Origin of the sequence: Butyrivibrio sp. AE3006, from assembly GCF_000424165.1 — a bacterium.
Classification (GTDB): domain Bacteria; phylum Bacillota; class Clostridia; order Lachnospirales; family Lachnospiraceae; genus Butyrivibrio.
This window is the reverse complement of sequence record NZ_AUJJ01000020.1, coordinates 76,802-99,591: the sequence shown is the minus strand read 5'-3', so window position 1 is coordinate 99,591 and position 22,790 is coordinate 76,802. Positions and strand designations below refer to the sequence as shown.

The 22,790-nt window shown below is 39.6% G+C and carries 21 protein-coding genes and 1 tRNA gene; 7 read left to right on the top strand and 15 right to left on the bottom strand.

Features of this window, described 5'->3' with window-relative positions:
* Positions 1–755: 755 nt before the first annotated feature.
* Positions 756–2,666 carry an endonuclease MutS2 gene (locus tag G603_RS0111370; protein ID WP_026670301.1) on the bottom strand — a complete coding sequence of 637 codons (1,911 nt, stop codon included), beginning with the start codon at positions 2,664–2,666 and terminating at the stop codon, positions 756–758.
* 9 nt (positions 2,667–2,675) lie between these two features.
* Entirely contained in the window at positions 2,676–3,491 is an 816-nt protein-coding gene (locus tag G603_RS20160) for a GNAT family N-acetyltransferase (RefSeq protein WP_051207782.1), read from the bottom strand.
* Positions 3,492–4,009: 518 nt separating this feature from the next.
* On the opposite strand from G603_RS20160, the gene G603_RS22385 reads away from it, so the two are divergent.
* Positions 4,010–4,186 (top strand): hypothetical protein, encoded by a 177-nt coding sequence (locus tag G603_RS22385; RefSeq protein ID WP_330367642.1) that lies wholly within the window; start codon positions 4,010–4,012, stop codon positions 4,184–4,186.
* A gap of 67 nt (positions 4,187–4,253) precedes the next feature.
* Here the strand turns inward: G603_RS22385 and G603_RS20155 are convergent, their stop codons facing one another.
* The 5 genes from G603_RS20155 to G603_RS0111335 form a co-directional block, all read right to left on the bottom strand.
* Positions 4,254–4,826, bottom strand: coding sequence for an NUDIX hydrolase (locus tag G603_RS20155; RefSeq protein ID WP_081669908.1), 573 nt, complete (start codon positions 4,824–4,826; stop codon positions 4,254–4,256).
* 122 nt (positions 4,827–4,948) lie between these two features.
* Positions 4,949–5,767, bottom strand: coding sequence for a class I SAM-dependent methyltransferase (locus G603_RS0111350; RefSeq protein ID WP_026670300.1), 819 nt, complete (start codon positions 5,765–5,767; stop codon positions 4,949–4,951).
* Positions 5,768–6,038: 271 nt separating this feature from the next.
* Positions 6,039–7,217 (bottom strand): MerR family transcriptional regulator, encoded by a 1,179-nt coding sequence (locus G603_RS0111345; protein WP_026670299.1) that lies wholly within the window; start codon positions 7,215–7,217, stop codon positions 6,039–6,041.
* Positions 7,218–7,239: 22 nt separating this feature from the next.
* Positions 7,240–7,716: a hypothetical protein gene (locus G603_RS0111340; RefSeq protein ID WP_035792919.1), complete on the bottom strand. Its 477-nt coding sequence runs from the start codon at positions 7,714–7,716 to the stop codon at positions 7,240–7,242.
* 2 nt (positions 7,717–7,718) lie between these two features.
* Positions 7,719–7,928: a helix-turn-helix transcriptional regulator gene (locus G603_RS0111335; RefSeq protein WP_026497007.1), complete on the bottom strand. Its 210-nt coding sequence runs from the start codon at positions 7,926–7,928 to the stop codon at positions 7,719–7,721.
* A gap of 265 nt (positions 7,929–8,193) precedes the next feature.
* On the opposite strand from G603_RS0111335, the gene G603_RS0111330 reads away from it, so the two are divergent.
* A complete protein-coding gene (locus G603_RS0111330) occupies positions 8,194–8,823 on the top strand; it encodes a lactate utilization protein (RefSeq protein WP_026670297.1) in 630 nt (209 codons plus the stop codon).
* 26 nt (positions 8,824–8,849) lie between these two features.
* Here the strand turns inward: G603_RS0111330 and G603_RS0111325 are convergent, their stop codons facing one another.
* The 4 genes from G603_RS0111325 to G603_RS0111310 all read right to left on the bottom strand — a co-directional run bounded on the left by G603_RS0111325 (position 8,850) and on the right by G603_RS0111310 (position 12,584).
* Complete coding sequence (locus G603_RS0111325; RefSeq protein WP_035792916.1) at positions 8,850–9,326, bottom strand: hypothetical protein; 477 nt, start codon at positions 9,324–9,326, stop codon at positions 8,850–8,852.
* Between the two features lie 47 nt (positions 9,327–9,373).
* Positions 9,374–10,225: an NAD(+) diphosphatase gene (gene nudC / locus G603_RS0111320; protein WP_026670295.1), complete on the bottom strand. Its 852-nt coding sequence runs from the start codon at positions 10,223–10,225 to the stop codon at positions 9,374–9,376.
* 36 nt (positions 10,226–10,261) lie between these two features.
* Positions 10,262–11,542 (bottom strand): class I SAM-dependent rRNA methyltransferase, encoded by a 1,281-nt coding sequence (locus tag G603_RS0111315; RefSeq protein ID WP_035792913.1) that lies wholly within the window; start codon positions 11,540–11,542, stop codon positions 10,262–10,264.
* Between the two features lie 76 nt (positions 11,543–11,618).
* Positions 11,619–12,584, bottom strand: coding sequence for a carbohydrate kinase family protein (locus G603_RS0111310; protein ID WP_026670293.1), 966 nt, complete (start codon positions 12,582–12,584; stop codon positions 11,619–11,621).
* 170 nt (positions 12,585–12,754) lie between these two features.
* Between G603_RS0111310 and G603_RS0111305 the strand changes: the two genes are divergently transcribed.
* Positions 12,755–12,828 (top strand) — tRNA-Pro (locus tag G603_RS0111305).
* Between the two features lie 249 nt (positions 12,829–13,077).
* On the opposite strand, the gene G603_RS0111300 is transcribed toward G603_RS0111305, so the two are convergent.
* A complete protein-coding gene (locus tag G603_RS0111300; protein WP_026670292.1) occupies positions 13,078–14,187 on the bottom strand; it encodes a tyrosine-type recombinase/integrase in 1,110 nt (369 codons plus the stop codon).
* A 304-nt stretch (positions 14,188–14,491) separates the two neighbouring features.
* Between G603_RS0111300 and G603_RS21560 the strand changes: the two genes are divergently transcribed.
* Positions 14,492–15,661 carry a hypothetical protein gene (locus tag G603_RS21560; protein WP_051207780.1) on the top strand — a complete coding sequence of 390 codons (1,170 nt, stop codon included), beginning with the start codon at positions 14,492–14,494 and terminating at the stop codon, positions 15,659–15,661.
* 321 nt (positions 15,662–15,982) lie between these two features.
* Here G603_RS21560 and G603_RS0111285 read toward each other — a convergent pair whose 3' ends face one another.
* The gene (locus G603_RS0111285) at positions 15,983–16,336 is read right to left on the bottom strand and encodes a helicase associated domain-containing protein (protein WP_026670291.1); all 354 of its coding nucleotides are present in this window, start codon (positions 16,334–16,336) and stop codon (positions 15,983–15,985) included.
* Between the two features lie 400 nt (positions 16,337–16,736).
* On the opposite strand from G603_RS0111285, the gene G603_RS21555 reads away from it, so the two are divergent.
* Positions 16,737–18,818: a zinc-ribbon domain-containing protein gene (locus G603_RS21555; RefSeq protein ID WP_051207767.1), complete on the top strand. Its 2,082-nt coding sequence runs from the start codon at positions 16,737–16,739 to the stop codon at positions 18,816–18,818.
* A 439-nt stretch (positions 18,819–19,257) separates the two neighbouring features.
* Here the strand turns inward: G603_RS21555 and G603_RS0111275 are convergent, their stop codons facing one another.
* Positions 19,258–19,653, bottom strand: coding sequence for a hypothetical protein (locus tag G603_RS0111275; RefSeq protein WP_026670290.1), 396 nt, complete (start codon positions 19,651–19,653; stop codon positions 19,258–19,260).
* A 441-nt stretch (positions 19,654–20,094) separates the two neighbouring features.
* Here G603_RS0111275 and G603_RS20140 point away from each other — a divergent pair, with 441 nt between their 5' ends.
* A complete protein-coding gene (locus G603_RS20140) occupies positions 20,095–20,742 on the top strand; it encodes a helix-turn-helix domain-containing protein (RefSeq protein ID WP_051197902.1) in 648 nt (215 codons plus the stop codon).
* A gap of 97 nt (positions 20,743–20,839) precedes the next feature.
* Positions 20,840–22,297: an ATP-binding protein gene (locus tag G603_RS0111265; protein ID WP_026670289.1), complete on the top strand. Its 1,458-nt coding sequence runs from the start codon at positions 20,840–20,842 to the stop codon at positions 22,295–22,297.
* Between the two features lie 249 nt (positions 22,298–22,546).
* On the opposite strand, the gene G603_RS20135 is transcribed toward G603_RS0111265, so the two are convergent.
* Positions 22,547–22,786: a hypothetical protein gene (locus tag G603_RS20135; RefSeq protein WP_242834877.1), complete on the bottom strand. Its 240-nt coding sequence runs from the start codon at positions 22,784–22,786 to the stop codon at positions 22,547–22,549.
* Positions 22,787–22,790 lie beyond the last annotated feature (4 nt).

The following is a 22,790-nucleotide window of genomic DNA, read 5'->3' as shown; positions in this document are numbered from 1 at the left end:
CTCCGCTTCGCTCCGGTCGTTGCTAAACGCTCGTCCCCCGGACGAGCAGCAACCCGTCTATCGCTCTAAGAAGGAAGATCGAAAGATCTTCCTTTTTTCGCGCATATAACTCGAACCCGCTCCGCGTGTTCGCATCTCCGCTTCGCTCCGATCGTCGCAAAGCCGAGGTCCCCGGATGTGCACCGATCCGTCTATCGCTTGCATAGCGAATGGTTTTATTTACCTTCATTTCTTTCCCATTTTACATTTGTGTTGTTGTAAAAATAAATCTCGAACTTTGAACTACTACCTATACAAAGGACACGTATGATTCATGTTTTTATACGTGCTTTGTGAGACAGGTATATAAGATGTAAAAATACATAGAATTTATATACCTTTTTTTAAACCACTAAGTGAGACAGGTATATAAGATAGAAATATTATGGTCTATTATATACTTTTTCTGTGCTTAATAAGTACATGTGAGTGAATGCTACAGGAAATAAATATAAAAAAGTATATAAATTAAATTATTATATTCAATTTATATACCTTGCGGAGAAGTTACATGAGAAATAGGTATATAAATTTGGCTTAAGAGTTTTTCTTATATATGTTGTGTAAAAAGGAGCGTAATACATATATTAGGAACACTTTTGTAAAAAGGAAGTTATAGTTTCGAGCCCTGTCTAACGCTTAAATATAAAAGAAACCGGTTAACTTAAACCGGTTCTTTTTATTTAAGCGAAGCGGATCTACCCCCTCCATTACTATTAGTCGTTTGGGTCATATACTATGACTTTATCCGTGAACTTACGGCTCATTTCGTGTCTTGCCTTTCGGTTTTGCACTGTGTCAAAGACGATTGAGAAGTCGTAGTTCTCGGGGTATAGCTTGTCTGCTTTTACATGGAGCTTTACTCTCTTGTGGTTTATGTAGATTTTCTTGTTTGGCAGCTGTACTCTGAGGATTCCTTTTTTATCTATGGGTTCACATACAATTCCTATCTTTTTATCGGGATAGACCATTACGCTGTCACCGATGCTGAATTTCTGCTCAAGCTCTGCTGTTGAATGTATCTGCTTTGCCTTGACGATTTTGCTTCCGGTGCTTTTCTTTCTGGTTTCCTTTTTATCTGAGAAAACATAATCGTTAACTGCAGCGTCACCGTAGGCTGCCTTTGCTGCAACAGAAAGCATTTCCGCTGGCATTCCAAGTCTTTCAGCGATATAAAATGCACAGCTGTCTCCGGCTTCTCCAATTACCATCTCATAGGTGGGACGCAGAGTTTCCTTATCAAAAGCCATCCTTGCATTTACGATATGATCTGTTTTGGCAGCATAATCCTTGATCTCAGGATAGTGGGTTGTTACAAGGAAATTCGCATTACTTTTTCTAAGTTCTTCAAGAATGGCTACTGCAATTCCCATGCCCTCTGCAGGGTCAGTGCCTGATCCCAGCTCGTCCATGATAACAAGACTTTCATGGTTCACTTTTCCAAGGATATCAAGGACATTCTTTATATGGGCTGAAAAGGTCGACAGGTTCTCAGACAGGTTCTGTCCATCTCCGATATCTGAGAGGTAATTACTGTTCATGCAGATATCAGCTTCCCTGCAAGCTACGTGTAATCCGCACTGAGCCATGTAGCAGCTTAGCATGACCGTTTTGATGGATACTGTTTTTCCGCCGGTGTTAGGGCCCGTGATTACTATTCCTCTTATGTCGCCTTCTCCAAGTGTAAAATCAAGAGGCACGTTTACTTCCTTATCCATCAGAGGGTGTCTTGCTTTTACAAGATTAATTCGCCTGTCCAGATTAATTTCCGGTTCTATGCAATCAAGATCAATACTGAGCTTTCCCTTTGAAAAAACATAATCCAGCTTTTCAATCATCTGAACATTTTCTTCCATGATGGCCGCATAATCTGACACCATGGCTGTGAGAGTATAGAGGATTCTGTATACCTCATTTTCTTCATCGATGCGAATAAGCTCCAGCTCTTCGTAGCACTTTGAAAGGCCCTCGGGTTCAACAAAAAGCGTACTTCCCGTTGAAGATTTTCCTATAACGCTACCCGGGATCTTGGCTTTATATTCCTTCTTTACCGGAACGCATACTCTTCCATTCCTAACGGTATGGAATGAATCTGCCATGTAGGCTGCGTTTTTCCTGATTATCTGATCAGCCTTTTGCTTCATTGATTCTTCCATAGAAACAATGCGGTTTCTGAGTTCGTAAAGCTCCTTTGATGCTCTGTCATCCACCTCTTCATTTCTAATCTGCGTTACTATTTCTTCCTTAAGCTCAGAAAGCGGATTTAAGTTTTCATCATAGAAGGCAAGTGAATTGTCATACTGCCTTCCGCGGCTAAGATAGTCCATCATTCTCTCTACAGCCACCAGCGCCGTTTCAACTCTCTCAAGCTGATAGGGTGTAAGGCATTTTCCTTTATCAGCTATCGTCAAAATATCTCTTATCTCTGTGACATTCTGAAGGGGCGGATTACCCAGCTTTTCAATCATCTCACGGCTTTCTGTGGTATCCTTAATAGCTTTTCTAAGCTCACGTTCATTTAGAATAATCTCTGCCTCATTTATCTGTTCCTTTGCATAATCAGTGCATGCAAGCTCTGACCATATCTTTTTTATTTTATCGAATTCAATTTGTTTTTCTGTGTTCATTTTTCCCTCTCAATCTTCAAGAAGATTTTTGAACACCTTTGTGATCTTGGATTCGCCCTTATGATTCCAGCTAAACTGCACATCGCTTCCTACTTCCGGCTTTTTATCCAGGCCATCTGCAAGCTTTGTGGGGATTACAAGCTCCCAGTAGCGAACCATATATGTGTCATCCTCTATCTTCTCAACCACTCCAAGATGCTGCTCAAATATCTGCATAAAATCTTCCTGTACTTTAACTACGCGATATTTGGGAAACTCTTCATTGATCTTTGCAAGTCTTTCCTTGTCCTCAAGCTTTTCAAAGTCCCTGCTCTCAATGAGCTTTCCCTTGATCTGTGAAAAATCAGCATTCAGCGGAAGAACCATTAATTCATCAAAACTGTTACCCTGCTCATCAGTGATTCCATACTTTGAGCCCCGTTCAAATCCAAACCGTGGATAGTAATTGGGCTCTCCCATTAAAGCGATTCCCGCATAACCTGCTTCTTTAGCAAGCTTTATGGTTTCACGCATAAGTGCTCCGCCTATGTCGTTTCCCTCCAGGGTGGGCTCAACCGCCAGCGGTCCGAAGGTGACTATGTCATGAGTCACATCCCCATCCACTATCCATGCCTTTGTGTAATACACAGCTCCTACAATGCGTCCGTTCCATTCAGCAATCCTGCTTATTTCCGGAATGTAATCTTCCGATTCTCTTATTATCCTTATAAGAAAATGCTCGTCTGCTGCCGGCCTGTATTTATTGAAAAAGCTGCGCATGGTCATCAGTTCTGTATTTTTGTAATCAGCAGGTTCTTCTGCTCTTATAATTAAGTTTTCTAACATTCTTATTCTCCCTTTCGTCATAAAAGGATTTCATCCTCAAAATTCTGCACTAGTATTGTTTTTGACAAAAGAAAAACCATGATATCTTACGCAAAGATATCATGGTCCTAAATTTACACATATCAAAAAACAACCTCATAAAATGCGGCTTCTTTACCATAATATTATTAAGCGTAATCTAATAAGCCAGTGATACAAACCACTAACCCACAAATATTGATTCATTGAATCCTGTGCCCATTGCAATATCATGTAGCCGTATTGCAATGAAATTAATTCACCACGCTTAACATAAAGCTCCTCTTTTTGTAATATTATGGATAAGCACATTTTATGCTCTAACTTGAATATATTACCTGTATTTATATCTGTCAACCTTTTCGAGGGTACATGCTATTCATCAAGAGAAATTACGAAAATCAAGGAGATTTCCGCACTTATGACATTTATAGAAGCGCTAAAAAGCGAAAACATAGATCAGATTCGAAGCTTTCCCAAGGCAGATCTGCATAATCATTTTGTACTTGCCGATAGCAAAGCTCTATCGCAGCGGAGTTGATGTTACCATTAACTCTGATGATGTACTCATTTTTGATTCAGACGTTTCAAAAGAATATCTCAGGCTGTATCAATCGGGTTGCTTAACAGCTGAGGAGCTTGATGAAATCAGGCTAAAAGGTCTAGAAAAACTTTAAGCTATATCCTGCAATTCCAGTCCTTTATAAGTATTAATTCTATCGACTATTCTGTCTGTGCAAATATCTATAAACTCAAGCATCTGCTCAGCTGTGCAATACTTCCTCCCGTCTGCCATGAAAGCTTTTTACCATCATATATCGCAATGCCATCTGAAGGCTCCTGCCATATATCGATGAAAATCCTATCAAAACCATTTATTTCTTCAGGTAATTCATCTTTTCCGAAAAATCTGTGCTCAAAGACTTCTTCGGGATCATTTTTGATTTCGCCAAAAAACTCATTTGTCCAAAAGACAACGGCGGAAGTATAGCAGATATCCCCATTTGGATAGGTGATAAATCTGTCGGGTCCATTGCAGATAGCCCGCAGCCTAAGCTCCCCAAGCTCAATCCCGGCTTCTTCTCTGGCTTCCCGTCTTGCTACTTCCTCAAAGTTCTCACCAAGCTCCATTCCGCCGCCGACAATTCCCCACATACCATTGTCCTTTCGCTTCTGAAGCAGGATCTCGCCCTTATCATTTTCGATAATGGTGCCTACGCCAATTGTGATAAGCGGCGCATGTCCTACATGCTTACGAAGAGTCTTAATGTATCCACCTTCGTTTTTGTAACTCTCAACGTATTCCCCAATATTCATACCAGCGTATCCTTTCACATTTATTTTCTATACCTTAGTGAAAGGATAAAGCCTGCCCCAAGGGCAAAGTCAATATATCTTTTATTGCACGCTTAGTTTTTTATTAGACAGGCATTAAGTTATCAGTTATTAATAAAGGTCTGAACAACATGGTTGGAATAACCCATAAGATCAGGTCTCTCTGCAGTTGCAATAAGATACTGAATCCACTCATTATATGAGGCTTCAGACATATTGTTGACTGCCTCGCGAATAACCTGAGATAAGCCGTCCTGGGCAAAGCGTGGTCCTTTTGTAACAGACAGACTCGCGCATACCTTGTCTGTTAAATCATCTATCGTAGCTATGGTGTGAAGAAAAATTGATGATCCGGTGTTCTCCGTAACCTGAGCAGTTTCCCTTATATAACCGATTTCATTTATCTCCTCCGCAGGATTTTCACTCTGGAAAATATACTCAATAAGCGGAGCATCCTGAAGTACAAAGGCAACAAAAATCGGAGCGCCTTTCTTGGCAACTCTGGCAGCTTCCTTTATTGCTGCAACTCTGTCCTCAAATTTATGGAGGTGATAAACCGGGCCCATGAGCAGCACAAGGTCATAGCTATCATCCGTAAACTCATGCAGATCAAGGGCATTTCCCTGATAGACATTTACATTTTCAGAGTCTTTAAAAAGCTCTCTCATTCTCGAAACATTATCCTCGTGAAGGTCTATGGTATCCACAAAATAGCCTTCCTCAGAAATATCTTTAGTGTATGCACCGCAGCCAGCACCGATATCAATGACCCTTGCGCCTTCCTTGATGAATTTATGAATGTAATGCATCGTTAATATGAACTCAGTTTCATTTGCCTTGCTATAAGTAAGGCGTCCCTCCTCAAAACCACCTGCATACTGCCTCTGATAGATTTCGTCCAGTTCTTTTCCATTGATACACATTTTCAAAAACCTCCTCTTTTCATACGAAATAAAAAAGCACATCAGTTGGAATAGTATCCGTCCGGTGTGCTTTCATAATAGTCGTCCTTATGATAAACCTACACAGACAGATAAGACCTATCGGCTTATAGCTGTGTAAGTGACCTGTGCTATAAGCAAATATGTCTGTACATCATCTCCATGTAGTTAACCATGTAACGCTGTTTCATAAGTGCTCCTTAAAAATTTATTGTAGTAATGATAACGTGAGAGTATTTCCTTGTCAAAGGATTTATTTATAACAGTGAACAAAAGTAGAATCAATATCGACAACTATGTTGCCGTCTTTTTCGATCATTCTGTCGAAGCATTCCATCAATTTATCCTTAACAGAAAGAAGATATTTATTGCCCTCCTGATATTTTTTCAGGATTCTTTCAAACAAAAGCTCAGAGTCATCATAGGAAAGAGGACAGGGAAGATGTACCCGTTCTACCTTTGAAAAGTCGTCTGATATCAGCTTCAAAAAATCCTCTTCTCTGCCGATAAGATCCTTTTTTCTTTTGGTAACACAGGTCTTATCAAAACCGTTTTCATCAAAAAATCTTTCCCAATTATCGTGTTCTATGCCTGTACCGAAATAAGTAAATGAAAGTAGTCCCCCCGGTGCCAGAACTTCTGACGCCTTCTTAATAATGACCTCAGGATGCTCAAAATAGGTAAGAAGGTAATGAACTACGATTCTGTTGTAGCTATTTTTCCCGATCTCATCCCAGGTATCCCCTCGCTCAAGATCACTAAATATCATGTTTATCACAGTTCCTGCAGGAAGCGTCCCCTTCTGCTCTGTCAAAAACTCAGCAAAGTCATCAGCCCAGCTCTCGTGAATATCCACGCCATCCACAAGGAAGTTCTCTGGAATTCTGTCCCAGTTCTCCCGCCACAAAAGACCGTAACTGCAGCCAAGATCCAGAACCTTATCGCCCTCACTAAACTTAAGGGAGTCAAATATTTTGACATACCACTCTATGCCGTCAGCGGCATGACTTGATGCATACCACCTTCGCTCATCCTGTCCCTGTGCCATCTCCATCTTCCTGATAGTATCTGCAACATTATCCCAATCAGGATCCTCGTCCAGCCTTGCCAATGCTATTTTTATACAGTCAGCGGCTTTTTGCATCTCATATATTCTTTTTTCCATGAGCTGAAGCTGATTTTTTAAAGTCTCTTCAATAGATTCCTGTCCATCATTTTCAAGATTGCTCTTTATCTCATCAAGACTAAAGCCCACATGCTTAAGCGCAATGATCTTTTCCAGCACCATAAGCGAGTTCTTGTCATAGAGTTTGTAATTCCCCTCAGAATATCCAACTGGTCGTAGCAGGCCTTTTTCATCATAAATTCGAAGTGCCTTTTGTGAAACTCCCGCTATCCTGGCCATTTCCCCGGTTGTCATGGTCTCTTTCATAAAACGCCCTTATGCTCCCTGATTATTCGCCTGTGTATGTTCTTGTGTAGTAAACTCTGCTGATAACCTTAATAACTGCCATTATTGACAGAGCGCCAATTATTGAAAGTGCTGCTTCTGTGCTGACAAAAACAGCGACTACTATAGATAATAAAGCAGCTAAAACAGTACCAAATTTAAGAGCAGCCTTGCCTGCAAGAGCTTCTATCTTAATCTCGCGCTCATCATTCATCTCATTGTAAAGACGCGCAAGCTTCTTCTCATCCTTAAGTGCTGCATAGTTCTTAACAAGAAGTGCCACAAGAAGAAGATCCATAGCGATCACAACTCCTGTAACAAATCCCTGTACGAAATCTCCCTGTGCCTGAGTTTTAGCCAGTGCAACAACGGAGTCTCTTCTCATAATTAAACCAAATGCATTTGTAAGGCAGATCATTCCTAAAAGTGCCTTATTTCTATTTGTTATTGTCTCTCTCATTTTCTCTACACGCTTATCCATAATCAATCCTCATCCTCCAAATTCTCAAAATCGAATACTTCTTCAATTGTCAGGTTAAAATGATGTGCAATCTTGTAGGCCAGAACCAGTGACGCTGTGTACTTCCCAACCTCTATGGAAGTGATGGTCTGTCTGGTGGTTCCGACGATGTCAGCCAGCTCTGATTGCGAGAGCTTGTTGGCCTTTCGCAGTTCCTTAATATTGTTTTTCATTGATCCCCTCTGATGTCTTTCTATTTTTTCGCTTTGTTTTTGCTAAGTTAACTTTGCAAATTCAGTATAGTAAACTTTGCAAAATGTGTCAAGCATACTTTGCAAAAAATGTAAAATAAACTTTGCAATAAAAAAGAAGGCCACTAGAGACCTTCTTTACACGCACCGTATTTTCTTATGGTAATCACTACAGCTGTGATGATATATTTATAGATAACGGAAACTAATTTTATTGCATCACGTAAACAGTAGGAGGAATATGGCTATGAATGAAAACATCGTAAAGAGAAATGACCTTCTGTCCACAAAAATTATCGAGGGTCTTAAATCAAGAAACATGTCAGGCTACTATGCCAAAACAAAAGAAGAAGCGCTGGAGCTGGCTCTTAAGCTCATCCCCAAGGGAAGCAGTATAACCATGGGCGGCGCCATGAGTGCTCACGAGATCGGTCTCGTTGATGCCCTTCAGACTCCTGATTATAACTTCATCGACAGAGATAAGGCTGAAGATAAGCGTGCTGCCATGCTTGCGGCATACGACGCAGATGTATTTTTATCAAGTGCCAACGCCATGACCGATGACGGCATTCTTATCAACATTGACGGCAACGCCAACAGAGTATCAGCCATCGCTCAGGGTCCTAAAAAGGTCATTTTCATCGTAGGCATGAACAAGGTTTGCCCCGATGTTGACAGCGCCATGAAAAGAGCACGAAATGTAGCTGCTCCCATAAACGCTCAGAGATTCGGCCTTGCTACTCCCTGCGCTAAAACAGGAAAGTGCATGGACTGCAAATCTCCCGACACCATCTGCTGTCAGTTCCTTATGACCAGATATTCAAGACACGAAGGAAGAATCCATGTAATCCTTGTGGATGACAATCTTGGATTCTAATCATTGAACCTGCGGGCGTAGTTTCCTTAAATTTCCTTGGCGTTCTTTTTCATTAAATATCCAAGTATCATGGGCTGGAAAATGAAGATAAGGAAAAAAGCGACAACTACGCCTATAATGACTCCCTTAATAAACATTGGGATAAAGGAAAGCTGCGCCATTCCGCCACTCTGGATCATGACCATCTTATAGAAAAATGCTGTCATGACAAGAGTGATTATAGGAGTATAGATAAGGTCAGATATAAGGCTCTCGACTACGCGTGTTCCGATTTTCCCTCTTTCAAGTCTGAATTTCCTGCACACATCCGCAGTTATTTTTCCAACCGGTACTACAAAACCAATAATCACACTGATGACCGCACTAAGTACAAAGGCTATCAGGAAGGACGGTATCGTAAATTTGCCTGATGCCAGTGTCTCTACCAATGACAAGCTAAAACTCATAAGGATTCCCATAATAATTCCCATCTGTCGTCCGATTTTTTTCATCTGCTCTTCCATGCTAACCTCCTGTATTTTTCTAAGTGTCAATGTATGTAGTTACAGTATCAGAATTCCTCAGGATGATTTTTATAATGCATCATCATGGTTGCTGTGAGACTCAGATCGCTGGCCTCCTGACCAATCTCTTCTCTCGGCACCCACTCGGCTCTCGCCAGTTCATCCTCATCCATGCGAACATCCTCATCTCCGTCAAGTTCGCAGAAAAATCCAAGCAAAAGATTTGAATCAAATCCCCAGGGCTGGCTTGCAAAGTATCTGATATTATTTACCTTAAGGCCAACTTCCTCCATGACCTCACGCCTTACTGTATCCTCTGCAGTCTCACCAATCTCACAAAAGCCTGCAATCAGCGCATTCCCTTTATATTCCCTTCCCGCATATCTGGTCATCATGATCTTATCTCCATTTGTAAGACCCACAATAACCGCAGGACAGATCTTGGGATAGATCACATTCCCGCAGGAAGGACATTTTACAGCCCTCTCCTTATCGAAAATCTCAGTCTCATGGCCGCATCTGCCGCAAAACCTGTTATCCCTGTACCAGACATAAAGGTGATACGCTGTCATTCCTGCAAAGCACAGGTACCCGGGATCCGCGCCACGTAAAACTCTGATAGTTTCGTATTTGAATTTTATTTTTTCTGTGCCATCCTCAGGACTCTCTTCGCATTCCTCCGGATATAGGAAAAACCTCGTATCATCTATGGCAAAAAGATAAATCAGTTTCCCCGCATTCACGCTGATCTCACTGTATTTGGGGCATCTTACTTCCCCGCTCTCAAAAAGAACGCATAAGAGCTTCCTGTCCCTAAACGAAAAAATTATATCGTTAGGGCCAGGAAGCTCTTTTTTATATTCATTATGAAAAACTCTCGGTGCAATATCCTGTATCATAATGTATCTCGCTTTTTTATTTTATTATACAATGCATCACATCTCGTCTGAAACCTGGAAAACATAAAACTTCAAATAGTAGGAAGCATCGTTTGACCAAAGGATTGGGTGATCTGCAGCCTGCTGCCTGAATTCCACCTGCCTGAGCAGCTTGTGGGCACTTCTTGCAGCTTCTCTGATGGTCTTTGCAAATAGCTCTTCGTCCATGAAGTGAGAGCATGAGCAGGTTGCAAGGAAGCCTCCGTTTTTCACAAGCTTCATACCACGGATATTTATCTCGCGATAGCCTGTAACTGCCTTCTTTATTGAAGCTCTGGACTTGGTAAATGCGGGCGGATCAAGAATGACAACATCATACTTCTCGCCCTTTCCTTCAAGCTCAGGCAAAAGATCAAATACGTCGGCACACTGAAATCTGATGATATCCTCAAGACCGTTTAATCTGGCATTCTCCTCAGCCTGCGCACATCCCACATCTGATGCATCAACCGCAAGAACAGAGCTTGCACCTGCTGCCGCACAGTTAAGGCCAAAGGAACCTGTATGAGTAAAGCAGTCCAGAACCTTTTTACCTTTGCAAAGAGACGCAATGGCTCTTCTGTTGTTTTTCTGATCCAGGAAAAATCCTGTCTTCTGGCCATTTTCCACATCTACATAATACTTAACGCCGTTCTCCTCGATAAGAACCTTGGTATCAAAAGGTTCACCAATAAAGCCCTTTGTTCTCTCAAGGCCTTCCTGCTCGCGAACCTTCGCATCACTTCTCTCATAGATTCCGCGGATATTTACTCCATCCTCTGACAGAACCTTCCTGCATTTATCAAGGATAATATCCTTCATTTTATCTGTTCCAAGAGCCAGAGACTCGATTACAAGCACGTCTGAAAACTTATCGATGGTAACTCCGGGCAAAAAATCAGCCTCTCCAAAAACAAGACGGCATGAAAGCTTCTGCAATTTCTCAGCATCTGAAGCGCTATCTGCTGCCACATCTTTATATCCGTACAGCTCAGGATTCATAACAGCCTTGCGGTACTCCCATGCATTGCGGATCCTAGTCTCAATCAGATCCTCAGTCACAGGATTCTCTTTTCTTCTGGACATCATTCGAACTCTTATCTTGGAATTGGTATTTATAAAACCATATCCCATGAAATATCCGTCATGGTCATGGACTTCGACGATATCTCCGTTTTCAAAGGTCCCTTCAACCCTGTTTATCTCATTATCAAAAACCCAGGCGCCGCCTGCCTTAATAGTGCGGCCCTCGCCTTTTCTAAGAATTACTGATGCATCTGAAATCTTTATTGAACTCATAATTACTACTCTTTCTTTGAAACTAACATTTACTCTATTTCTTCAGCTTGTGACAGCTGCGCCTAATCTAATGTCGTTACATGCTTCTATATCTGCGTATCGGCTCATCTGCCGATTCAATTCCTGCAGATCCGCCTACCTTCTCAACTATGCATGACGCTGTGGCACAGGCAAATTTCCCGCAGTGCTCCAGAGAAAAGCCTTCTGAGAGACCATATAAAAATCCAGCCGCAAAGCTGTCTCCCGCTCCCGTTGAATCAACCACTTTACATCCGGGAAAAACAGGAATTTCAAGCATATCATTGGCTGTCCTTATAAGGCAACCTCTTTTTCCGCGCTTTATTACCACGCAGCTTGCACCTTCATCTATAAATCTTCGGGCATTCTCTGCTGCGTCCTTATCCCCCGTAAGCATAGAAATCTCATCCTCGTTTGCAAGGAAGTAATCTATATGCGGAAGCAGACAGGCTATATCTTTTAATGTCTCGCCTTTTTTGGGCTTTGTGACATCCGTTAACAGTACTCGCTTTTTACTTGAAGTCTGCTCTTTTATCCGACAAAAAACTCTATTAAGCTCATTTATCCCAAGAAGAGGCGATACGAAAATGCTGGCAAAGCTGACAATATCTGCCATCTGATCAATGCACGGTGTAATATCCTCCTCGGAAAGCTTCCTTAGACAGCTCTTTGGATCAGTCAGAAAATACCTCTCTCCTGCCTTATCCACAAGGACAATGTTTACAGATGAGGGATATTCATCCGAAATCTTAATATGCTCTGTGACTACTCCGTTTTCAGCTAAAAACTGAGCCGTTCGCTTCCCTGCATCATCACATCCAAGCCTGGTTATAAGCTCCGACTTCTTCCCAAGCCTTGCCAAAACCACCGCTTCATTAAGCGCATCGCCCCCAAAGGTCGTCTGTATATAATCCATCGGTACAGAACCAATCTCGAAAACCTCCGGCCCTACTGCCCCTGCCAGAACGTCCATCACCGCTGCACCAATTACCGTTACATCCACAGATTTACTCACAGTTTCCACACTGCCACCTTCTCAAAAATTAACTGCATACAAAATTAATATAGCATACAGCCGCCGTTTCTTACACCCATTATCTCCCAAAAATCCTCCGTCCCTATTGACATCTCACATCATTTTATTGTATTATCATGTGTGCTGCGAAAGTCTTATGACTTCCGCTTTACATATAGCGAAGTGTGGCTCAGTTTGGTAGAGCGCTGCGTTCGGGACGCAGAGGTCGCAGGTTCAAATCCTGTCACTTCGACTAAAAATAGCTTGGTACAGTTTGTACCAAGCTATTTTTCTTTGAAATCACTGAACTTGAACCTGCTACTTGTAGCGTCCTGTACGCCCGTGAGGGACGCAGAGTTGCTGCTCGTCCGGGGGACGAGCGTTTAGCAACGACCGGAGCGGAGCGGAGACCGCAGGTTCAAATCCTGTCACTTCGACTAGGTTTGAAACTCAGAACTCCTTATTTTATGCGGGTTTTGAGTTTCTTTTTATTTCTAGGATTTTAGCAAACATCTTCGTTCCCAAAAACGTTCCCAAAAAGTTTATCCGCATTCTTTGAAATCTCCGTCAGATCATTGATACTTTCATTAAGCCTTTTCTTATTGAAGTGGCTATAAACATTAAGCGTAGTCTGTGTATCGGAATGACCTAACCAATACTGTAATTTCTTTACATCCCATCCTTTGTTGATAAGCAAAGAAGCACAGGAATGCCTTAATTTGTGTAATGTGATTTCAGGACGACCAAACTCTTTTGTAATCTTGCTAAACTGTTTGGTCACATAATCTGGACGATAGAGCATTCCTTCATCATTGACAAAGATGTAATTCTCTTTGTTTTTATAACAGTTCCCAAAGAATTCCTTGTCCTTTGCTTGTTTATCACGCATTTCAGAAAGGCATTTTTCTGCTGTGGGAAATAGATTTAATGTTCGCATTCCTGAAATGGTTTTTGTGGTATCAGACTTAGAAAGGGATTTTCCTTCAACAACTGTGTGAACAATTCTGACCGTCTTTTTCTCGAAGTCTATAGCACTCCATTTGAGTCCCAAGATTTCGGAACGCCTTAATCCATAATAGACTCCAAAGAATGCTATAGGCAGCAGCCAGCGCTCGTTCTCTGATATAAACTGCAAAAGGTCATTAATCTCTTCTTCAGTAAGAAAGAGCATCTCTTCTTCATAGTCTTTATTCTTCTTACCATGGACATGAATTCCAGTAACTGGATTACGTGTAATTAGACCATCTATACATGCCTGTGTCATAGCTGCGGAGAGGATGTTTCTGAAATCTCTAACAGTACGAACTGCTAATCCGCTTTTCTTTCCAGTTCTTTTGTCAACCTTGCCGTATTTAAGCATATATCTTACAAAACAATCAATCACTTGTGGGGTAATATCTATAACCCTATAATTAGATTGCATAAAATAGCGGTTTATGGTTTTGATTTTGTAGGAATAAGCCTCAAAAGCAGTAGTGCGTAATTCGGATTTCTTTATTTCTAGCCAATAAGATAAGTAATCAGTTATAAGAACATCATCTTTTACTTCAGGTGCTACTAATGGTGAACGTAACTTTAAGTAAGAGTATTTTTGTATAGCCTCATCTATCATAGCTTCAGCTTTACGTTTATTGCCTTTTTCTTCAAGATTAGTAGCGACTTCTTTTTGACACCATTTCCCATTGTTGGGATTTTTATAACTAAACTCGCTTTTTCACTTTTAAAATAAAATAAGGTTTCAAAAATAAGGTACCCATGAAAAAACCTATATTATTATGCAATCAATGTATTTATCGTAATTTAACATTTCGCATAAACTATGAATGGTATAATTATTGATACATCAAAAATATTTGTTATCTAAAATTTGAGAATACAACTAATTCAGTGCAAATAATGTGAAAGGGGTGGGTTAAATGAAACCACTAATTTCTAGTCTGGTCTTTTTATTCATTAGTATCACTATAATAGGATGTCATGATAATAGTTCTAATTCTTACAGTTCATTAGATAGTAGTGAAGTTAATAGTCAAACTGATATAAGTGAGGAAAAACCAGAAAGTGAAGAATTGGAAGCCCCCCCAGTCGATTCATCTGATAGTTCTGAAATGGTGGATAATGTCGAAATAAGTGAGGAGGAATCTGCCCAAGCCAAAGAAGATGAAATAGAGAGACTTAATGCAGAGGTCAATAATGCTATAAATCTTTATAATAATGAAGAATACATAGACGCATATTGGAACTTATATTGGCTTCAAAAAAACGCCTTTCTAGTAGATAGAAAGGAGGAAATATGGGGCTATATTAATGATTGTAAAAATATTTGCGCTGAAGAAGGACACAAGTTTTTTGAAGAAAAAAAGTACGATGTAGCCAAAGAGTATTTTGACGTTTCAGCAGTAAGCAGTGAAAATACATACGAATCAGATAAAAAAGTATGTGATTATATCAATCAATTAAGGAATTATACTTGGTATTACTTTGGAATCACACCATCATCTAATGAAGAACTGTCGAGGGTAGATGATCCTCTTGAGATTTTTGTTGATGATGAATATGTTTATTTAAGTGATGATTATAATACAGAAAAAGGAATTGTGGAAGGACAATATAAATATGAAATAGACTACTCGGTAGAAATAGATGAATATGCGTCCAAAGAATGGTATTATCCGACGGTTATTTATAAATTGAAGAATAGCGAGAATTCTGTTATCGCAAATATTTCTACGAAAGACGGAAATAAATTCTATATTTCGAGTGGGGCAGAACCATTTTTTCATGGCGATCATGAATTAAATAATAGTAAAGAGTATGGCCAAATAAAGAATCAGTACCACGAATGGTATCGTGAAGCAGCAGAACGCTCAGCAAAAGAAAAAGAATTAGCAGAACGAAAAGAAGAACCTCGTTTAGGAATGACACACGAACAAATCCTTGCATCATCTTGGGGAGAACCAAAAAAAATAGTAACGCATGAATATACATGGGGGACATTTGAACAATGGATTTATCCTAAAAACAGATATATCTATTTTGAAGATGGTTATGTTTCCTCAATTACAAATGAAACAACACTTTATTGACAAGGATATCAAAAAAATATAAACAAAACTGAGAGTGCGTATATCTATGGATATACGCACATTTTAGAATGGTTATTTTTTTTCTATATAGTGTTTAGTAAATTCATCTAATGCCTCAGTCACGTCGGTACCTTCAAGGCCAAGTTTATTGCCGTATAAAACGCCTTTTGTGAATACATTTTGTAGTCCGCTCATCATTCCACCGCCACCTTCTCTTTTTGATCCTCCGCCTAGCTGAGCAAGGCCTTCTGGTTATATTTGCTGCATTTGGTCTTTTAGCTATAACAAAACCTCCTATAACTTCATTTCAAAAAAATATATTTATGTGTCTTGGGTAATCTTTCTAGTATTTCTACTATATGCCGACCTCTGATTACTAATCCACTGCCCCAATCTAAATTCCTTATATACATCACGTTGTTTTATTAGTAAATCTCCATATTCTGCATAGTATTCTTCTGCAATTGAATATGCTTTATCCCAGTCATCACCATAAAGATCAAAAGCAAATCCTATTTTCAAAAGCATATCTTTTTTGTAATCCATACGGCAGCTTCCTACAAATGCGCCTAATGCGTACCCTTTGTATTTTTTTCCTTGCTCAATGCGTGTATTGCCATAAAAATCGAAATATTCATTTAAAGCGGCATAGTTTTCTTCCCATGAATGACTCATGAATAATCACTCCCTATGATTCCTATTCAACACGTCAGAACTTATATCATCTCATTCATCCTGCATTATATATTGCACCTCTGCCAGTTCTGCTTTGAATATCTAAATTATCTATCAAGCTTATATTTGTTCTTTTTTTACTTTTACTTCAAGACGTGTAATTTTGGTGAATCGTGATAAAATGTAGATGGAGGACAGGGAATACTAGTATTATTACAAGTTACATGTACTTCCATTTTCAATTAAACTATTCTTTTATTGGTTCTTACGTTTCTGATCAAATCCATTTGTGTTTATTTGTTATTGTTATGGTTGATAGCTATTAGTGGCTTTATGGATCATTTTTTATATAATTAATTAGAAGACTATTTCACATCAATTTGGAGAAGGCGTTTGAGTTATGGCAAAAATAATTGTCGGAGAAAATGATCTAGAAACATGGTGCAAAAACAATGATAGAGAAGACTTGCTAAAAGAGTGGGATTATGTAGCCAATAGTGATAAGAAAAACAAATTTGGTGAAGACATTTCTACTCCTAATAAAGTTATGCCTACTTCAAACATCAAATTTGGATGGATTTGCGAGAAAGGACACAAGTATGAGGCAACTGTAGGCAATAGAACAGTTAATAGCAGAGGCTGTCCATTTTGTTCCGGAAGGAAATTATTGGTTGGATATAACGATTTTGAAACATGGTGCAAAACAAATGGTAGAAAGGATTTGCTAGATGAATGGAACTATGAAAAGAATAATGGATTAAAGCCAAGAGATATACTTCAAGGTGGAGCTGGTAAGAAATATTGGTGGAGAGGTAAATGTGGGCATGAGTGGGATTCGGCTATTTCAAGTAGAATAACAGTGAGGCAAGGAAGAAATAGTATGGATATAAGCGCTGGATGCCCATACTGTAGCAACCCACCAAAAAGAATTCTTATAGGTTTTAATGATTTTGAATCATGGTGTAAAAGAAATGAACGAGAGAATCTTTTGACGGAATGGAATTATGAAAGAAATGATTTTTTACCCTCTGAGGTCACTTTTGGAAGTGGAAAATATGTATGGTGGAAATGTAGCAAGAATCATGAATGGAAAACACAAATTCATAATAGATCAGAAGGCTCAAAAACTAATTGCCCAATTTGTGCGAGAACTCAGACTTCATTTCCAGAGCAAGCGGTAGCATTCTATTTAAGGCAAGAGTATGAAATTTTGCAGCGATATCGCATAAAGGGAAAAGAAGTTGATGTTTTTATTCCTCAGTATAAAATTGCGATAGAATATGATGGCTCTTTGTGGCATGCTGGCAAGAGACAAGAAAAACAAGACAAAGAAAAGACAAAAGTGCTTATCTCGGAAGGAGTAATACTAGTTAGACTAAGGGAAACACGAGACATTACTTTAGTACGGGAAGAAGATGGGCAATATATTATTGAATTTATTGCAATGAATGGAAAGTATGTCACAACAGAATTTGAGTGGGCGATTTCAGAATTATTCAGGCTAATAAATTCAATCACAGGACATACTAGTATTCCGAATATTGATATGAATGCAGATGAGTTGTCTATTAGGGCATATTATATGAATGTCCTTAAAGAAAACAGTGTAGCTAGTGTATTCCCAGAATTAATAGAGGAATGGGATGTTGAGAAAAACGAAGGTATAACACCAGATGCTTTTTCTGCTAGAAATAGGAAAAAAGTATGGTGGAGATGTAAGCTGGGGCATTCTTGGTTGGCTTCGATAAATACACGCGGCGTACATAAACTGGGATGCCCATATTGCGCTGGACAAAGAGTAATAGTCGGTGACAATGATTTTGAATCATGGTGTAAAAATAATAATCCAAAACTATTAGACGAGTGGGACTATGAGAAGAACAATGTAAAACCGTCAGATATACCTAAAACGTACAAAGAAAAAATGCATTGGAAATGCAAAAAGGGACATTGTTGGGATGCTACTGTATATAATCGTGTAAATGGTACTGGATGTCCCATATGTAATACAGGAAACCATGTTAAGCGAAATAAGGTGTCATTAGCAGAATGGTGCTCTATGAATAATTCTAGTCTTTGCGATGAATGGAATTATGAAAAGAATAAGGATATAACGCCTCAATCTGTTACTTATGGCAGTCACATAAAGGCATGGTGGAAATGTTCACAAGGGCATGAGTGGGAAGCTGTTATAAAAAGTAGAACATATAACCATGGTTGCCCATTTTGTTCTGGTACTAACAAAAAGGCAATTAAAGGCGTAAATGACTTAGAAACATGGTGTAAACAAAATGATAAAGAATATATATTAGATGAATGGGATTCCATGAAGAATGGTGAATTAAAGCCTGATATGGTTACTTGGGGTAGTCATAAGCGTATTTTCTGGAAATGTTGTAAAGGGCATGAATGGGAAGCTGTTATAAAGGAAAGAACAAAGCTTAATGGAAATCGTTGCCCTATTTGTAGAAAAGAAATATGATTTTTTCGCAAGAAATAGGTCGATAGGAATGACAAATAGTCCAGAATATTTGGTGTAAGTCTATACTATTTGGAGGGTAATCTTATACTTGCCCAAGATTGTTTTGTTCCCAAAAACGTTCCCAAAAATCAGCATGAATTATGATGCAGATAATATTTGGCGAATTGAAGCATTTTGCTCAAAATGCAGAACCATGCGGGTTTATTGGGATTAGTAAGGCTTCAAAGACTACTATAGGATAAACAAAAATGAGAGTTCGGGACGCAGAGTTGCTGCTCGTCCGGGGGACGAGCGTTTAGCAACGACCGGAGCGAAGCGGAGACCGCAGGTTCAAACCCTGTCACTTCAACTACCTAATAGAATTCCGTTATTGCCCACGCCTACAAATGCGATTTTTCTAAGCCTCTTATTTATTGCCACCTGAATATCAACAGTGGCTTTAGATTTGTTTTAAAACATCCTCATATTTCTCCGCTCTTATAACCCTAAAGTTCTTCTCAATCTCGTTGGTCCAAAGGTCTATTTCACCTTCAATATCAGAAATCTCAGGTAGAATAAATCCCCAAATCTCGCATCCGGTTCTCTTAAGCTCCGGAAGAAAATATGTGAATCCCCACTCAACGTCTTCCTTCACATCTTCGAATCCATTTCTTGCATCGACAATGAAAACGCTTCCTTTGTGCGTCCTGAGCATTTCAAGAGATGCCATAACCGGCTTTCGATAGTCATCAAAATGAGCCTCTTTTTTCCATACATGAAAAACCACATTATCTTTTTCGATGTATTCAATTATGGCGTAATCACTTTCAAACTTATCTGTTTCATTAAGAGACATATATTCCTCCTCCACTTAGATGATTCCATCACCCCTAATTCATAATGAAAAAATAACACAAAACAAAAACAGGCCTTATCATACACTGATAAAGACCTGTTTTTCACTTGATTACCCTATATTTACCAAACCTCCGCAAAGCATTTTATCTTGCGGAGGTTTAGTTTTGTGATTGATACAATTTCACTGGTTTTGAATTCGCATCCAATAACGATCTTTGCATCGTCCTCCTTGTTCACGCGAAGACCTGAAAAGGTCTTTTCAATCTTGCTGTCACGGACCTTATCTCCGTTTTCATTTTCAAATACTATGTGTTTGCGTTTGTCCTCCCACTTTATATCTTAATGTGTTAGTATTAGTATATGCTATATTTATATAAATAATATGTTTCTTTCGTGAAATATGATAAAATATATCTTGTATTAAGAAAGGAGCACGACCATGGCTGATAAAGATAATCTATTTGGTGAACGTCTCAAAACGTTACGTTCTTTGCAGGGAAATAAATCGCAAAAGGATTTTGCCGTTGAATTAGGCATTCCCCAGCCTACATTGTCATCCTACGAAAGCGGAAAGATTAAGCCTACTGTTGATGCAATCATAAATATTGCTGATAAGTGCGGTATTTCAATGGATTGGCTATGCGGACGGGACGAGACTTTCCATCTGGGCAGCGTAGGCGATGTTTTGTCATGTTTCCTGGAGCTGTATGAAACAGAAGAATTCTCAATAAAGACCACAGTCCATGATCGTGTAGACATAGAGGAGAAAGATGCTACTGATGATGAGAACCGAAATTGGATCGAATTAAAAGTCTATCACAACGAAGTTTTCCATGATCCGAAGGCGACTTTGAATCAGGATTTATGCGCAGCTATAGAAAAGGCTTATAAGCTTACAAGTGAATTGCGCAGATTTGAGCGATCACAGGAAAGCTATGAGCGTGAGAAGCAATACTTTATCGAGACTATGCGCGATATCCCTATTACTAAGGTTGATCATTCTGATATTCCGGAAGACGAGCAGAGGAAGCGGATGCTGGAACTGATGAAGGCAGAATGGGAAGCAATGGAGAAAAGTAAAAACTGAAGCAACTTGCTTCAGAAATCTATAGAGTTGTATTTCTCCAACAACTTGTTGGAGAATTCATGCTGGATGATATGACTGGAACAGAGGAGATTTATCTATGGTATCTAAAGAGTACTTTGGAGAAGATAAAAAAATAGAATTCAAGCAAGAAATCCCTTCAAAACATGAGAAGTTTTTAAAGGATATTATCGCTTTTGCTAATACAAGTGGCGGAAAGAGCATAATCGGAATTGTCGATGAGTCAAAAGAGGTTGTAGGTATTGGGGACCAGAGCCCGTTTAAGCTCTCTGATTCAATTTCATCGATGATTTCAGATTCGTGTACACCGCTTATTGAGACTGACATTTATCCCCAAACAGTGGAAGGTAAGACAGTTCTTGTTGTTGAGGTCTTTCCGGGGAAACATAGGCCATACTATCTGGCTAACAAAACAAAAGAAGATACTTCATATGTAAGGGTTAACGGAACCAGCAGACCGGCAGATCCTGTTACGTTAAAAGAACTTGAGATTGAAGGGGCTAGCTTGTCATATGACTCAATGCAGGAAATTGGCGTTGATTATGATGAGAATAAGGCTCTCGAGTTATGCCGCGTGGTAAAAGAGATTGCGCTTTCAAATTGTGAAACAGAGGATGAAAAATTAGCTGTCAAAGACATGACCATTGGCAAGCTCGAGGACATGGGATTTCTCTGTCGGAGTGGACGGGATTTAGCACCCACACACGCATTTTCTTTGATGACAGATAATCACTCTCGTTTTGCCAAGATACAGTGTGCCCTGTTTAAAGGAAATGATAGAGATCTTTTTATAGACAAAAAAGAGTTTGAAGGTCCTATTTATGAGCAGTTGTCTGATGCATTCCAGTTTATCCTAAAGCATATTAACATCGGCGCTAAAGTTGATGGCCTCTACAGTAAAGACGTATATGAGCTTCCAATAAAGTCAATAAGAGAAATGGTAGCCAATGCTGTTATTCATCGAAGCTATTTAGTCGAATCCAAGATTCAGATTTCCATTTTCGATGACAGAATCGAGGTTGTATCACCAGGAATGCTCTATGGCGGAATGGATATTGCAACCATGAAAACCGGAAGATCCAAATGCAGAAACCAGGCAATCGCTGATATGTTCCAATACATGCACATAGTTGAAGCATGGGGAACCGGCATTCCCAGAATTATCAAGTCATGTAAGCAGTATGGTCTGCAAGAGCCAGTTTTTGAAGAATTCGGTGATGGAATTAAGGTTACCGTTTATAGATTGAATACAGCGGAAGCAGTCGAACAAGCGAACAAGCGGACAGTCGAACAAGCGAACAAGCGAACAAGCGAACAAGCGGATAATCAAGTGAATAGTCAAACTAGAAACAAAACAAGCGAAACCCGGGATAAGATAAAGGAATTCTTGGAGACAGTTAATGATGCTTCATCAGCTGAGATTGCTGAAGCTATTGGACTTAGCCAATCAAGAACCAGAGCAATCCTATCAGAGATGGCTGATGAGATAGAAACGACCGGTTCTACCAGCAACAGACGATACAGGAAAAAGAAATAATCGCTATGAAATCAAAGAGGATAAAACAAGTATGGTAGTCTCAAAAACTGCAACAAGTTGTTGCAGAAATATATAAACCAAGCCAGCACAAATGCAGTATTTATGCGGATGCACCGCAATGGTGACATGAATTATCAAGGTGGTGCTTGATGTTGTTTGCTTGACAGTGGATGCACATATCTGACTGTTTGTTCCGTAATGTTGCATTTCGAATGGGATTTGTCATATGATAATCAAAAGTTGTTCATTCTAGTTGCAGCTGGAATGAGCATGGACAGCCTCAAACTGTGGCTTTCCCATACACTGCATGCCAGTATATGTAAGAAGAATATCTCCATTCTTGATCTGATGCTGCGAGCGGTTAGGTGTAACATCCATTCGATTAAACCTTTTGACAAAATCGCTTTTTCCAAGGATAGCTCCTACTACAGCGAGACCACCGGATGGGATGATTCTTTCATTAGTAAATTCAATGCGGAAATCCTTCATAAAC

Coding starts and splice junctions, on each gene's coding strand:
- G603_RS0111340 (WP_035792919.1), bottom strand. CDS start 7,716: ATGGATAAGCGTGTAGAGAAAATGAGAGAGACAATAACAAATAGAAAT.
- G603_RS21560 (WP_051207780.1), top strand. CDS start 14,492: ATGAAACCACTAATTTCTAGTCTGGTCTTTTTATTCATTAGTATCACT.
- G603_RS20160 (WP_051207782.1), bottom strand. CDS start 3,491: ATGTTAGAAAACTTAATTATAAGAGCAGAAGAACCTGCTGATTACAAA.
- G603_RS20140 (WP_051197902.1), top strand. CDS start 20,095: ATGGCTGATAAAGATAATCTATTTGGTGAACGTCTCAAAACGTTACGT.
- G603_RS0111285 (WP_026670291.1), bottom strand. CDS start 16,336: ATGAGTCATTCATGGGAAGAAAACTATGCCGCTTTAAATGAATATTTC.
- nudC (WP_026670295.1), bottom strand. CDS start 10,225: ATGATACAGGATATTGCACCGAGAGTTTTTCATAATGAATATAAAAAA.
- G603_RS0111325 (WP_035792916.1), bottom strand. CDS start 9,326: ATGGAAGAGCAGATGAAAAAAATCGGACGACAGATGGGAATTATTATG.
- G603_RS0111370 (WP_026670301.1), bottom strand. CDS start 2,666: ATGAACACAGAAAAACAAATTGAATTCGATAAAATAAAAAAGATATGG.
- G603_RS20135 (WP_242834877.1), bottom strand. CDS start 22,786: ATGAAGGATTTCCGCATTGAATTTACTAATGAAAGAATCATCCCATCC.
- G603_RS0111275 (WP_026670290.1), bottom strand. CDS start 19,653: ATGTCTCTTAATGAAACAGATAAGTTTGAAAGTGATTACGCCATAATT.
- G603_RS0111315 (WP_035792913.1), bottom strand. CDS start 11,542: ATGAGTTCAATAAAGATTTCAGATGCATCAGTAATTCTTAGAAAAGGC.
- G603_RS0111345 (WP_026670299.1), bottom strand. CDS start 7,217: ATGAAAGAGACCATGACAACCGGGGAAATGGCCAGGATAGCGGGAGTT.
- G603_RS0111300 (WP_026670292.1), bottom strand. CDS start 14,187: ATGATAGATGAGGCTATACAAAAATACTCTTACTTAAAGTTACGTTCA.
- G603_RS21555 (WP_051207767.1), top strand. CDS start 16,737: ATGGCAAAAATAATTGTCGGAGAAAATGATCTAGAAACATGGTGCAAA.
- G603_RS0111265 (WP_026670289.1), top strand. CDS start 20,840: ATGGTATCTAAAGAGTACTTTGGAGAAGATAAAAAAATAGAATTCAAG.
- G603_RS20155 (WP_081669908.1), bottom strand. CDS start 4,826: ATGAATATTGGGGAATACGTTGAGAGTTACAAAAACGAAGGTGGATAC.
- G603_RS0111335 (WP_026497007.1), bottom strand. CDS start 7,928: ATGAAAAACAATATTAAGGAACTGCGAAAGGCCAACAAGCTCTCGCAA.
- G603_RS0111330 (WP_026670297.1), top strand. CDS start 8,194: ATGAATGAAAACATCGTAAAGAGAAATGACCTTCTGTCCACAAAAATT.
- G603_RS0111350 (WP_026670300.1), bottom strand. CDS start 5,767: ATGTGTATCAATGGAAAAGAACTGGACGAAATCTATCAGAGGCAGTAT.